Origin of the sequence: Rhizobium sp. AP16 (genome assembly GCF_000281735.1) — a bacterium.
GTDB classification, from domain to species: domain Bacteria; phylum Pseudomonadota; class Alphaproteobacteria; order Rhizobiales; family Rhizobiaceae; genus Rhizobium; species Rhizobium rhizogenes.
This window is the reverse complement of record NZ_AJVM01000055.1, coordinates 1-11057: the sequence shown is the minus strand read 5'-3', so window position 1 is coordinate 11057 and position 11057 is coordinate 1. Positions and strand designations below refer to the sequence as shown.

Below are 11057 nucleotides of genomic sequence, written 5' to 3'. Positions count from 1 at the left end.
TCGGCGGCCTTGCCGCCGTAATCCAGCGCGTCGTCGACGAGCTGGAAGGCGAGACCGAGATTGGTGCCATAGGATTTCAGCGCGTTGCGCTCGGCCTTGCCGGCATTGGCGACGATCGGGCCGACTTCGGCGGCGGCTGAAAAAAGCGCCGCCGTCTTGGCGCGGATGACGGAAAGATAATCGTCTTCGGTGGTCTCCATGTTCTTGGAGACGGAGAGCTGCAGCACCTCGCCCTCGGCGATGACACAGGCGGCTGACGACAGCACGTCGAGTGCTTCCAGCGAGCCGACTTCGACCATCATACGGAAGGCCTGGCCGAGCAGAAAGTCGCCGACCAGAACGCTGGCCTGGTTGCCCCAGATCATGCGGGCCGTAGACTTGCCGCGGCGCAGATCGCTTTCATCCACCACGTCATCGTGCAGCAAGGTCGCTGTGTGCAGGAATTCGACCGAGGTCGCGAGCTTGATGTGATTGTCGCCCTGATAATTGTAGAGCGCGGCGGAGGCGATGGTCAGCATCGGCCGCAGGCGCTTGCCGCCAGACGAGATCAGGTGCTCCGCCACTTCCGGAATCATCTGCACGTCGGAACCGGCTTTCGACAGGATAAGCTGGTTCACGCGTTCCATATCCGCCTTGGTCAGGTCCACCAATGGCTTGATGGATGCCTGTTTATTCTTGCTTTCTTCAAGCGGTATCACGACGCCCAACTGTCCGGACTCCTGTTCATTTTTCACAAAGCACAATAAGAAGGGGCGCAAGGGGCGGCAAGAGGCGAATTGTCTCGTCGCGTAAATTTGACAGGAAACCCGAGGCTTATGCACGAACTCATCCGCACGAACGACCCGGTTCTCCTCTCCTTTGCCGAGAGTCTGATGAAGGATGCCGGGATTCATTGCTTTGTCGCGGATCAGGCCATGAGCATTCTCGAGGGTTCGCTCGGCATGCTGCCACGCCGCTTCCTGGTGGAGACCGACCGCGCCGATCAGGCCCGACGCATCCTCATCGATGCCGGTCTCGGCGACGAGCTGCGCTCCGCGGGCGACTGAGGTTTTCGTCATGACCGGCCCTTCCTCCGAAACGATCGACGCTTTCCATCGCGGTGCCTTTCATGTCGTCCAGCCGAAGGGCAGGGGGCATCGCTCCGGCATGGACGCCATGCTGCTCGCGGCTCTGGTGGCCGATGAGCGCGGCATCAGGGTGGCCGATCTCGGCGCCGGCGCGGGTGCGGCCGGAATGGCCGTCGCCTCGCGGCTGGAGCAGGCCGAGGTGGTGCTGTTCGAGCGTTCCGCGGAAATGGCCGAGTTTGCCCGCAAGAGCCTCGCCCTTATGGAAAATGCGCGGTTTGCGGACCGCGTCTCGGTGATCGAAGCCGATGTGACCCTGATCGGCAAGGAGCGCAACGCCGCCGGTCTGATCGACGACAGTTTCCACCATGTCATCATGAACCCGCCCTTCAACGATGCCAGCGACCGGCTGACGCCGGACGCGTTGAAGGCCGAGGCGCATGCCATGACCGACGGCCTGTTCGAGCGCTGGGTACGCACGGCGGGCGCAATCATGATCCCCGGCGGCCAGTTGTCGCTGATCGCCCGGCCGCAATCGATCGGCGAGATCATCGCCGCCTGCGGCCGCCGCTTCGGCGGCATCGAGATCACGCCGATTCATCCGCGCGACGGCGAAAACGCGGTTCGCATTCTGGTGACGGCGATCAAGGGCTCACGGGCTCGGCTGGCGTTGCGGGCGCCGCTGACCATGCACGGCGAAGGGGTGCACAAGTTCTCCGATTTCGTCGATTATCTCAACAATGGCCGCGCCGCCTACGCCCGGAAATGACCTGTCGCCCTCGACAGGTTTGATGAGTCCGCGATTCGCTTGCGGCAAGAATAACCATTCCCGATTTTACTCATTTCGGCCAAGGCATTGGTATAATCCGTGATAACGGAGGAATATCTGCGATAGCGGCCTTTGCTCGACATCAAGCGGACATGTTTCCATTCTGTTGGAGGAAAGATTATTGGAACGTTTTTTTAGCTTGAACGTTATTTTTAGTCGTTCTACCTCAATTCTCATTGAAAGCCGAAATACGGCCGAGCACCGGAGATGACCCAGATGAACCCCGCCATGAACATGATGCCGATGATGAACCCGATGATGGGTGGTATGATGAACCCGATGATGAACGGCATGATGATGCCGATGATGAATCCCATGATGGGCGGGATGATGAACCCGATGATGGGTCAGATGCCGATGATGAACGGCATGATGCCCATGATGCAGATGATGATGAGCAAGATGACCTGCAAGATGACGCCGAAGGGCATGGTCTGCGAAATGATGCCGATGGAAGGCATGGACAAGGACATGTTCATGGAATGCTGCAAGCGCATGATGTCGTCCGGCATGCCGATGATGATGATGTGCGGCAACATGATGATGTGCTGCATGATGGAAGCAGCCTAATTCCAGAGGGCATCCACCCCCGGAATTAACAAGCAGACCTCCATCTGCCTCAGGCCGTCCGCAAGGGCGGCCTTTTTGCGTCTCCAGGCAAGTGTGCCTTAGCCGCGAACTTCCTCGACATAGGTCGAGACCAGATAGAGCACGGCTTCGCTGCTGGTCATGTTGCGGTAGCTGTGGACGACATCGGCGTCGAAGATCACGGCATCGCCTTCGCCGAGGATCTGTGGCGGATGCTTGCCCGCGACGATTTCGACCGTACCCCGCGAAACCACAAGATTTTCGATTGTACCGTGATGATGCGCCTCGGCGATCTCCGTATGATAGGGCGCGATGCGCAGCTCGTAGAACTCGACCTTGCGGTCGCTTTCATAGGGAAAGAGCGCCCGCGTCTGGAACTTGCCTTCGGAGGCGGACAGCACCTTCGCCTTGGCGTGCGTCAGTACCTGCAACGAGGTGTCGTGCGGCTGGGCGATCAGCGAGCCGCAGGGAACATCCAGCGCGGCGGCAATCTTCCAGAGGATGCTGATTGTCGGGCTGCTTTTGCCGGTTTCGACCTGTCCGAGCATGGCACGGCTGACGCCGGAGATTTTTGCCAGCCGATCCAGCGAATAGCCGCGGCGCGTGCGCAACCGGCGAAGGTTTTGGCCCGTCAGCGACGAGATTTCGTCGACCGATTCGGCTCTTGGGAGCACATGCAGCGGCTCGATGGATTCAAGCGCCATAGTTCGGGTTGCCAAGCGGCATCACCGGGACAAAGCCCATGAAAGGGACCCACATGAGGAAAGGCTGCTGGGGCCACACGGAAACGGGAACCTGCTCGACCGGCATGCTTTTGACGCGGGCGTCACGATAGGCCTGGAAATCGATGATGTTGGCAGCCTGGCTGGACATGCGATGCTCCTGCAGTTCAATGCCACAAATCTATTTTTTTGATCGCCAGATGTAGAGGGCGCAGCGCCCAATCTTGAGGGACACGGAGGAATGTTTTTGCGGCGCCGTGCGCTTGCGGCGAAAGCGCGTCCTCTCCTGTCATCGATGGAAAACACGTCGTGCGGAGCAATCCCGGCGCGAAAGTGCAATGATGGACGCGCAAGGGCTACGGAAGGACAATGTATGGCAACATTATACATGTTAATGGGGCTGCCAGGGGCGGGGAAGACGACAATCGGCAAACGCCTTGAACGGGAATGCCCTGCATTGCTGCTGTCTCCGGACGTATGGATGGCGCGAATTGTTGGGGACGGCTACGATGCCGACAGGCGACGTGCAGTACAGCAATTGCAATTGGAGTTGGCTGATAAGGTTCTTCGTCTGGGGCGCGACGTGGTTCTAGAATTTGGATTCTTCCGTCGAACAGAGCGAGACGATGCGCGAGCGCTGGCGTCAAAGGCAGGCGCCGAGGCCCGACTAATCTTCCTGGACCCGCCCTTTGAGGAACTGGTCAGCCGCGTCGAGGCGCGTAACCAGGACTTGCCGCCCGACACATTTTTTGTAACGCGGGAGCACCTCGAATTGTGCGCCTCGTGGCTCGAGAGGCCGCTGCCGGAGGAGGAGGCTTCCATATATCGTTAGCGATCGATGTTGCATTTGCCATTTCCATGCATACATCACGGCAGCAAACATCATGATTCAGGGACGACGAATGGCTGGTTTTTTCAAGCGCATGATTCCGAAGCGGTTTCGCAAGGAAAGAGTCGTCATCCCGGTCGTCCGGCTGAGCGGCGCCATTGCGTCCGGCGGCGGTCCGCTTCGCCAATCGCTCAACCTCGCCGGCATCTCGCAAGCATTGGAAAAGGCCTTCGAGATGAAAGCCGCGCCGGCGATCGCGCTCGTCGTCAATTCGCCCGGCGGCTCGCCGGTGCAGTCGCGGATGATCTATAACCGTATCCGCGATCTCGCGCAGGAAAAGCAGAAGAAGGTGCTGGTCTTCGTCGAGGATGTCGCGGCATCCGGCGGCTATATGATCGCTCTCGCCGGTGACGAGATCATTGCCGATGCCACCTCTATCGTCGGTTCCATCGGCGTCGTCTCCGGCGGGTTCGGTTTCCCGGAGCTTTTGAAGAAGCTCGGTGTCGAGCGCCGCGTCTATACTGCCGGCGAGAACAAGGTGATCCTCGATCCGTTCCAGCCGGAAAAGGAAAAGGACATCGAATATCTGAAGAGCCTGCAGCTGGAGATCCACAAGGTCTTCATCGATATGGTGCGCGAGCGTCGGGCGGGTAAGCTCACCGACGACGACACCGTATTTTCCGGCCTCTTCTGGACCGGCGGCCGCGGTCTTGAACTCGGCCTGATCGACGGGCTCGGCGATATGCGTCAGGAGTTGAAGAAACGCTTCGGCGAGAAGACCAAGCTGGTGCTGGTTGGCACGCCGCGCAGCCTCTTCGGCCGCCGCGCGCCCGGCGTTTCGCTTGCGGGCATGGACGGCATCGGCGCTGGTCTTGCGTCCGGACTTGCGCAAGCGGCAGAGGAAAAGGCATTGTGGGGACGGTACGGATTGTAATCGGGAGCGCTGCGTAATGCCGCAGATTATATTCTTCGCCGTCGTCATCGGCGGCATCTGGTGGCTTTATCGACGCTTCGTGCGCGACGCGCAAAAGCTCACCGAAAAGTCGCGCAGGGCCGAAAACGAGCGGCGGACGGGTGCTGTCGGGACCTTGGTGAAGGATCCGAAGACGGGGGAGTATCGGGTGAAGCGGGATGACGAGTAACACGGACAAGACAGAGCGGCGCAAGCGGGCTTTGGAGATGGTAAAGTCATTCCGATTGGGGCTCCCCGCCAATTGGTGATTTGATCGCGATCAAGCCAACATGCGCGGCGATGCGCGGATCTCAGCGCCGTTCTTTTACCCGAGACATCCAATCCGCACCCGCATAGCTGATGCAGATAATGCGGATGACCTTGGTGGCATCATCCACAGTGAAGCACACGACCGCTTTTTCTGAAGCAGGAATTACCCTCAATGTTGGCGCCATATCGGCGCGTACTGTGCCTATGTGCGGAAAGTCGGCAAGCCTGTCGATGAATTCAGTGATTTCATCGGTCTTGGCTAGTCCAACTTCGATGCCTGCATAGTTGGAAATGAAGTCGACGATGTCGAAGAGATCGTGTTCGACAAGCGGATGCTTGGTTATCACATGGCGCATGAGCTAACTTATTTGGCGTATTTCTGGCGCAGCTTGTCTTTCACCCTGGAGGCCATTTCCTTGCCGTCCCAGGGTAACCATTGGTCAGCAGGCAATTCCATGCGCCGACGAATTTCATCCACCATGCCGGACACCATGTCATCGGGCGTGCCATCATGATGGGTCGTCTGGTCAATCTGCTCGATCGCCGCCTCTACGAGGCTGGAGATCGAAGGAAATGCGCCTTCCTTGACCATCTTTTCAGCAAGGCGGAGATGGTGCTCGGATAATGTGATTTCGGTTTTGACGTTCATATCCTTCTCCAAGTCATCGCGGAGACGCATCGCCATATCTATACGTCATCTCTTGACCCTTGTCTTCCATCGTGGCACCTGTCCGCCAAACCGTTCGTTACCTGAAGAAATCAATCCCATGACCGCCACCGTGCCCGACCATATGAACCCAAAGCGCTCCTTTCAGGCGTTGATCCTGACCCTGCATAACTATTGGGCCGACAAGGGTTGCGCGGTTCTTCAGCCCTATGACATGGAAGTCGGCGCCGGTACGTTTCATCCGGCGACCACGCTGCGCGCGCTGGGACCGAAGCCATGGAAGGCTGCCTATGTGCAGCCGTCTCGCCGCCCGTCTGACGGTCGTTACGGCGAAAACCCGAACCGCATGCAGCATTACTATCAGTATCAGGTCATCCTGAAGCCCAATCCGCCGAACCTGCAGGAGCTTTATCTCGGTTCGCTGGCGGCGATCGGTCTTGATCCGCTTGTGCACGACATCCGCTTCGTCGAGGACGATTGGGAGAGCCCGACGCTCGGCGCCTGGGGTCTCGGCTGGGAGTGCTGGTGCGATGGCATGGAAGTGTCGCAATTCACCTATTTCCAGCAGGTCTGCGGCATCGAGTGCTCACCGGTCGCCGGCGAGCTGACCTATGGCCTCGAGCGGCTTGCGACCTACGTCCAGGGCGTCGACAGCGTCTATGACCTGAATTTCAATGGCCTCGAAGGTGACGAGAAGATCACATACGGCGATGTCTTCCTGCAGGCCGAGCAGGAATATTCCCGGCATAATTTCGAATATGCCAATACTGAGATGCTGCATCGTCACTTCATCGATGCCGAAAAGGAATGCCTGGCGCTTCTGGCCGCCGGCGCGCCCGGCGACAGCGACAACCAGCGTCTGCACAAATGCGTCTTCCCGGCTTATGACCAGTGCATCAAGGCAAGCCACGTCTTCAACCTGCTCGACGCACGCGGCGTGATCTCAGTCACCGAGCGCCAGAGCTACATCCTGCGCGTGCGTACGCTCGCCAAGGCATGCGGCGAGGCCTTCCTGCTGACGGATGCCGGCGGCATCAACTGGGGCAGGCAGGCCGCCTAAGATACTGCCCAGACAGCGAAAGCGGGTGACAATATCCGCGAAGCCGCATAGTGTCCCCTTGATTGTAATCGCAACGGGGGGTTCGCGATGTATGTTATCCTGGCGGTCATCGTCCTTGCCGCTCTGTATGCGGTTCTCGTCTATAACGGGCTCGTCCGCGCCCGGCAGGTGGCCGAAGAGGCATGGTCCGGCATCGACGTGCAGTTAAAGCGTCGCGCCGATCTGATCCCCAACCTGATCGAAACCGTAAAAGGCTATGCCTCTCATGAGCGCCAGACGCTGGAAGAGGTCGTCGAGCTGCGCAACAAGGCGCAGGCCGTGCCGGCAGGCGATGTCGCGGGCCGTGGCGTGGCCGAGGGCCTTCTCGGCCAGGCGCTTGGCCGCGTGATCGCCCTTGCCGAAGCCTATCCCGATCTGAAGGCCAATACAAACTTCCTCGAATTGCAGCGTTCGCTGGAAGGCATCGAAGGCGAGATCCAGATGTCGCGGCGCTATTACAACGGTGCCGCCCGCGACCTGAACGTCAAGGTCGAGAGCTTCCCCTCCAATCTCATCGCCGGTCAGTTCGGTTTCGCCAAGCGCGCTTTCTTCGAGATCACCGACGAAGCCGACCGCGCCGTTCCAACCGTCAAGTTCTGAGATTCCCGCTATCGGTTTTGCATGTGAGGCGGTAAAGGAAGCCGACCGCTGGCCATCGGCCGCTTTCCTGACTGACCAAAGAGAATGATGATGGGTAGAGCCAAACTCACGATTATCCCGCCGGGCAAGCCACTTGTCGGCCGCGCCATGCCGCCGGGATCGAAGTCGATCACCAACCGTGCGCTGCTGCTCGCCGGCCTTGCCAAGGGCACGAGCCGGCTGACCGGTGCGCTGAAGAGCGACGACACGCGCTATATGGCCGAAGCGCTGCGTGCCATGGGCGTGACTATTGATGAGCCCGACGACACCACCTTCATCGTCACCGGCAGCGGCAAACTTCAGCCGGCGGCGGAACCGCTTTTCCTCGGCAATGCCGGCACCGCGACGCGCTTCCTGACAGCCGCCGCCGCCCTGGTCGACGGCAAGGTCGTCGTCGATGGCGATGCCCACATGCGCAAGCGGCCGATCGGCCCGCTGGTCGAGGCGCTGCGCTCGCTCGGTATCGATGCATCGACTGAGACCGGCTGCCCGCCGGTCACGGTCAATGGCACGGGCCGTTTCGAGGCGAGCCGCGTGCAGATCGACGGCGGCCTCTCCAGCCAATATGTCTCCGCCCTCCTGATGATGGCCGCCAGTGGCGATCGCCCGGTTGATGTCGAGCTGCTCGGCGAACATATCGGTGCGCTCGGCTATATCGACCTGACGGTTGCCGCCATGCGCGCTTTCGGCGCCAAGGTCGAGCGTACTAGCCCGGTCACATGGCGTGTCGAGCCGACCGGCTACCATGCGGCGGATTTCCTCATCGAGCCGGATGCCTCCGCCGCGACCTATCTCTGGGCGGCGGAAGCGCTGACCGGCGGCAAGATCGATCTCGGCACGCCGGCGGCGGAATTCTCGCAGCCGGACGCCCGCGCTTATGAGCTGATCTCGCAATTCCCGCACCTGCCCGCCGTCATCGACGGGTCGCAGATGCAGGATGCCATCCCGACGCTTGCCGTCCTTGCCGCCTTCAACGAGACGCCGGTGCGCTTCGTCGGCATTGAGAACCTTCGCGTCAAGGAGTGCGACCGCGTCCGGGCGCTGTCGAGCGGCCTGTCGCGGATCGTCCCCGGTCTCGGCACCGAAGAGGGCGATGATCTAGTCGTCGCTTCCGACCCGAGCCTTGCGGGTAAGGTACTGCCCGCCGAAATCGACAGCTTCGCCGATCACCGTATCGCCATGAGCTTTGCGCTCGCCGGTCTGAAGATCGGCGGGATCACCATTCTCGACCCCGATTGCGTTGCCAAGACCTTCCCGGCCTATTGGCAGGTACTGGCTTCGCTGGGTGTCGCCTACGACGACTAATGCCCCGCTCCCTGGGAGCGTGGATTTACGTTCATGCTATGCAGCGCCCTCAACAGGGCGCTGCCGGGATCACATGGGGGTGTGATGATGCGTTGGCTTTCCGGGCTTTTCCTGGCCTTGATCCTGCTGTTCTCCGCAACGGCGGCCTTGGCCGCCGAAGTCATCACAAACTTTGCCCAGACGATTGCCGTCAATCGCGACGGCTCAATGAACGTCACCGAGACCATTGCCGTGAATGCCGAAGGCCGCGCCATCCGTCGCGGCATCTTCCGGGATTTCCCGCTGACCTTCATTGATCCGGCTGGCCGCCAGGCGCAGGTGGATTTCGATGTCGTCTCCGTCGAGCGCGACGGGCAGCCCGAGGAGTGGCGCAGGGAACGTATCGAGGGCGGCACGCGCATCTATATCGGCCGGGCGGATCAAGGCTCGACGCAATTCCTTCTGAGCCCCGGCCCGCATACCTTCCGCATTACCTACAACACCGATCGGCAGATCCGTTATTTCAACGATCACGACGAGCTCTATTGGAACGTCACCGGCAATGGCTGGCTCTTCCCGATCCTGCGAGCCTCGGCCACCGTTACCCTGCCGGATGGGGTACTGGCGCAGCAGCTTGCCTATTACACCGGCCCGATTGGCGGCAAAGGCCAGGATGCAAGCGCCAGCCAACAAGCAGGCAGAGTTACATTCGCCACGACGCGGCCCTTGGCGCAAGGTGAGGGGCTGACGATCGCCATTAAGCTGCCGAAGGGGGTGATCCTGCCGCCGAGCAGTGGCCAGCAATGGCGCTGGTTCATCGCCGATCATCTCGACGCCATTATTGCTATCGGCGGTCTGATCCTGCTGTTTGCCTATTATCTCAGGAGCTGGCTCGCCGTCGGGCGCGATCCGCCGCGGGGCGTCATGGTTCCGCGCTGGGATCCGCCGGATGGTGTCTCGCCGGCGCTGGTCAACTATATCGACAACAGAGGCTTTTCCGGTGCCGGATGGACGGCGCTGTCGGCGACGGCGATCGATCTTGCCGTGCGTGGTTACGTCACTCTAGACGATCTGAAGGATAAGGTGATCCTCAAGGCGACCGGCAAGACGGCCGGCCGCGATCTGGGCAGCGGCGAGAAAGTGTTGTTCGGCGCAATCGGCCCGTTCACGCCGCTGGTGATCGACGCGGCGAACGGCGCGGCCGTCCAAAAGCTCGGCCAGCAATTCCGCAGCGCCATCGAGCGCGACCATCGCGACGAATACTACAAGGCCAACCGGCTCTATATCGTCATCGGCATTGCATTGTCGGTGCTGATCCTGGCGGCCATCGTCATCTTCGGCCGCTTGCATGAGAATGCGCTGCCGCTCATCGTGGTGCCCGGCTTCCTGTCGATCGTCGTCACCGTCTTTGCCGGCGCCATAGGCCGGATGTTCCTTCGCCATGATGCCGGTCTTGGCCGCCGAATTTTTTCAGTACTGGTCTTCGCCTTCATCGGCTTCGTCATCGTGTCTGTCGTCACCAGTATTTTCGCGGCTGTCGTCGTGCCGCTAATGGAAGCGGGCGAGTTGCCGCTACTGGTCGGGATCGTGGGCATTTTCGCCCTCAATGTCGTGTTCTTCTTCCTGATGGGCGCGCCGACGCCGATCGGGCGGAAGATGATGGATGGCATTGCCGGGCTGCGGCAATATCTGACGCTTGCCGAACGCGACCGCATGAACATGCAGGGCGCACCGCAGATGTCGCCGCAGCATTTCGAAAAGCTGTTGCCCTACGCCGTCGCGCTCGGCGTCGAAAAACCTTGGTCAAGCGCCTTCGATGCCTGGCTGGCAACGGCCGCGGGTGCCGCGGTCGCCGCAAGCTACGCTCCCGGCTGGTATGTCGGGAATGTCTACGGTGGCAACCTTGGCGGCCGGATCGGCGAATTCTCCTCCTCCATGGCCTCGACCATCGCCTCCACCATCCCCGCGCCAGTCTCCAGCTCCTCCTCCGGTTTTGGTAGCGGCAGCGGCGGCGGTTTCTCAGGCGGGGGTGGCTTCTCCGGTGGCGGAGGTGGCGGTGGTGGCGGAGGCGGGTGGTGATTGAACACCTCCCCCTTGAGGGGGGAGGTCGCCGC

Annotated in this window: 15 protein-coding genes; 10 read left to right on the top strand and 5 right to left on the bottom strand. The window is 60.6% G+C overall.

Annotated features, from left to right (window positions below; translation table 11 throughout):
* Positions 1-707, bottom strand: a 707-nt coding sequence (locus tag PMI03_RS16265) for a polyprenyl synthetase family protein (protein WP_007695189.1), incomplete at its 3' end; no start/stop codon positions are given.
* Positions 708-815: 108 nt separating this feature from the next.
* Here PMI03_RS16265 and PMI03_RS16260 point away from each other — a divergent pair.
* The 3 genes from PMI03_RS16260 to PMI03_RS31770 all read left to right on the top strand — a co-directional run bounded on the left by PMI03_RS16260 (position 816) and on the right by PMI03_RS31770 (position 2463).
* Positions 816-1046 (top strand): DUF2007 domain-containing protein, encoded by a 231-nt coding sequence (locus tag PMI03_RS16260; RefSeq protein ID WP_007695186.1) that lies wholly within the window; start codon positions 816-818, stop codon positions 1044-1046.
* Positions 1047-1056: 10 nt separating this feature from the next.
* On the top strand, positions 1057-1833 hold the full coding sequence (locus PMI03_RS16255) for a tRNA1(Val) (adenine(37)-N6)-methyltransferase (protein ID WP_007695184.1): 777 nt from the start codon (positions 1057-1059) through the stop codon (positions 1831-1833).
* A gap of 267 nt (positions 1834-2100) precedes the next feature.
* On the top strand, positions 2101-2463 hold the full coding sequence (locus PMI03_RS31770; RefSeq protein WP_051696832.1) for a hypothetical protein: 363 nt from the start codon (positions 2101-2103) through the stop codon (positions 2461-2463).
* A gap of 98 nt (positions 2464-2561) precedes the next feature.
* On the opposite strand, the gene PMI03_RS16245 is transcribed toward PMI03_RS31770, so the two are convergent.
* Complete coding sequence (locus tag PMI03_RS16245) at positions 2562-3185, bottom strand: helix-turn-helix domain-containing protein (RefSeq protein ID WP_007695177.1); 624 nt, start codon at positions 3183-3185, stop codon at positions 2562-2564.
* Entirely contained in the window at positions 3175-3354 is a 180-nt protein-coding gene (locus tag PMI03_RS16240) for a hypothetical protein (protein WP_007695176.1), read from the bottom strand. Before PMI03_RS16240 ends, PMI03_RS16245 begins: the two co-directional genes overlap by 11 nt.
* Positions 3355-3576: 222 nt before the next feature.
* Between PMI03_RS16240 and PMI03_RS16235 the strand changes: the two genes are divergently transcribed.
* The 3 genes from PMI03_RS16235 to PMI03_RS16225 all read left to right on the top strand — a co-directional run bounded on the left by PMI03_RS16235 (position 3577) and on the right by PMI03_RS16225 (position 5174).
* A complete protein-coding gene (locus PMI03_RS16235; protein ID WP_034520424.1) occupies positions 3577-4035 on the top strand; it encodes an ATP-binding protein in 459 nt (152 codons plus the stop codon).
* A 70-nt stretch (positions 4036-4105) separates the two neighbouring features.
* Positions 4106-4966 (top strand): S49 family peptidase, encoded by an 861-nt coding sequence (locus PMI03_RS16230; protein WP_007695173.1) that lies wholly within the window; start codon positions 4106-4108, stop codon positions 4964-4966.
* Between the two features lie 16 nt (positions 4967-4982).
* Positions 4983-5174: an NfeD family protein gene (locus tag PMI03_RS16225; protein WP_007695172.1), complete on the top strand. Its 192-nt coding sequence runs from the start codon at positions 4983-4985 to the stop codon at positions 5172-5174.
* 121 nt (positions 5175-5295) lie between these two features.
* Here PMI03_RS16225 and PMI03_RS16220 read toward each other — a convergent pair whose 3' ends face one another.
* On the bottom strand, positions 5296-5610 hold the full coding sequence (locus PMI03_RS16220) for a type II toxin-antitoxin system RelE/ParE family toxin (RefSeq protein ID WP_007695171.1): 315 nt from the start codon (positions 5608-5610) through the stop codon (positions 5296-5298).
* Between the two features lie 8 nt (positions 5611-5618).
* Positions 5619-5903, bottom strand: a complete 285-nt coding sequence (locus tag PMI03_RS16215; protein WP_007695170.1) for a hypothetical protein — start codon at positions 5901-5903, stop codon at positions 5619-5621.
* Positions 5904-6021: 118 nt separating this feature from the next.
* Here PMI03_RS16215 and PMI03_RS16210 point away from each other — a divergent pair, with 118 nt between their 5' ends.
* The 4 genes from PMI03_RS16210 to PMI03_RS16195 all read left to right on the top strand — a co-directional run bounded on the left by PMI03_RS16210 (position 6022) and on the right by PMI03_RS16195 (position 11022).
* On the top strand, positions 6022-6981 hold the full coding sequence (locus PMI03_RS16210; protein ID WP_007695169.1) for a glycine--tRNA ligase subunit alpha: 960 nt from the start codon (positions 6022-6024) through the stop codon (positions 6979-6981).
* Positions 6982-7068: 87 nt separating this feature from the next.
* On the top strand, positions 7069-7620 hold the full coding sequence (locus tag PMI03_RS16205; RefSeq protein WP_007695168.1) for a LemA family protein: 552 nt from the start codon (positions 7069-7071) through the stop codon (positions 7618-7620).
* Positions 7621-7707: 87 nt separating this feature from the next.
* Positions 7708-8964 (top strand): 3-phosphoshikimate 1-carboxyvinyltransferase, encoded by a 1257-nt coding sequence (locus tag PMI03_RS16200; RefSeq protein ID WP_012651035.1) that lies wholly within the window; start codon positions 7708-7710, stop codon positions 8962-8964.
* An 87-nt stretch (positions 8965-9051) separates the two neighbouring features.
* On the top strand, positions 9052-11022 hold the full coding sequence (locus PMI03_RS16195) for a DUF2207 domain-containing protein (protein ID WP_409033801.1): 1971 nt from the start codon (positions 9052-9054) through the stop codon (positions 11020-11022).
* Positions 11023-11057 lie beyond the last annotated feature (35 nt).

Coding starts and splice junctions, on each gene's coding strand:
- PMI03_RS31770 (WP_051696832.1), top strand. CDS start 2,101: ATGACCCAGATGAACCCCGCCATGAACATGATGCCGATGATGAACCCG.
- PMI03_RS16210 (WP_007695169.1), top strand. CDS start 6,022: ATGACCGCCACCGTGCCCGACCATATGAACCCAAAGCGCTCCTTTCAG.
- PMI03_RS16255 (WP_007695184.1), top strand. CDS start 1,057: ATGACCGGCCCTTCCTCCGAAACGATCGACGCTTTCCATCGCGGTGCC.
- PMI03_RS16220 (WP_007695171.1), bottom strand. CDS start 5,610: ATGCGCCATGTGATAACCAAGCATCCGCTTGTCGAACACGATCTCTTC.
- PMI03_RS16240 (WP_007695176.1), bottom strand. CDS start 3,354: ATGTCCAGCCAGGCTGCCAACATCATCGATTTCCAGGCCTATCGTGAC.
- PMI03_RS16215 (WP_007695170.1), bottom strand. CDS start 5,903: ATGAACGTCAAAACCGAAATCACATTATCCGAGCACCATCTCCGCCTT.
- PMI03_RS16205 (WP_007695168.1), top strand. CDS start 7,069: ATGTATGTTATCCTGGCGGTCATCGTCCTTGCCGCTCTGTATGCGGTT.
- PMI03_RS16260 (WP_007695186.1), top strand. CDS start 816: ATGCACGAACTCATCCGCACGAACGACCCGGTTCTCCTCTCCTTTGCC.
- PMI03_RS16235 (WP_034520424.1), top strand. CDS start 3,577: ATGGCAACATTATACATGTTAATGGGGCTGCCAGGGGCGGGGAAGACG.
- PMI03_RS16225 (WP_007695172.1), top strand. CDS start 4,983: ATGCCGCAGATTATATTCTTCGCCGTCGTCATCGGCGGCATCTGGTGG.
- PMI03_RS16195 (WP_409033801.1), top strand. CDS start 9,052: ATGCGTTGGCTTTCCGGGCTTTTCCTGGCCTTGATCCTGCTGTTCTCC.
- PMI03_RS16245 (WP_007695177.1), bottom strand. CDS start 3,185: ATGGCGCTTGAATCCATCGAGCCGCTGCATGTGCTCCCAAGAGCCGAA.
- PMI03_RS16230 (WP_007695173.1), top strand. CDS start 4,106: ATGGCTGGTTTTTTCAAGCGCATGATTCCGAAGCGGTTTCGCAAGGAA.
- PMI03_RS16200 (WP_012651035.1), top strand. CDS start 7,708: ATGATGGGTAGAGCCAAACTCACGATTATCCCGCCGGGCAAGCCACTT.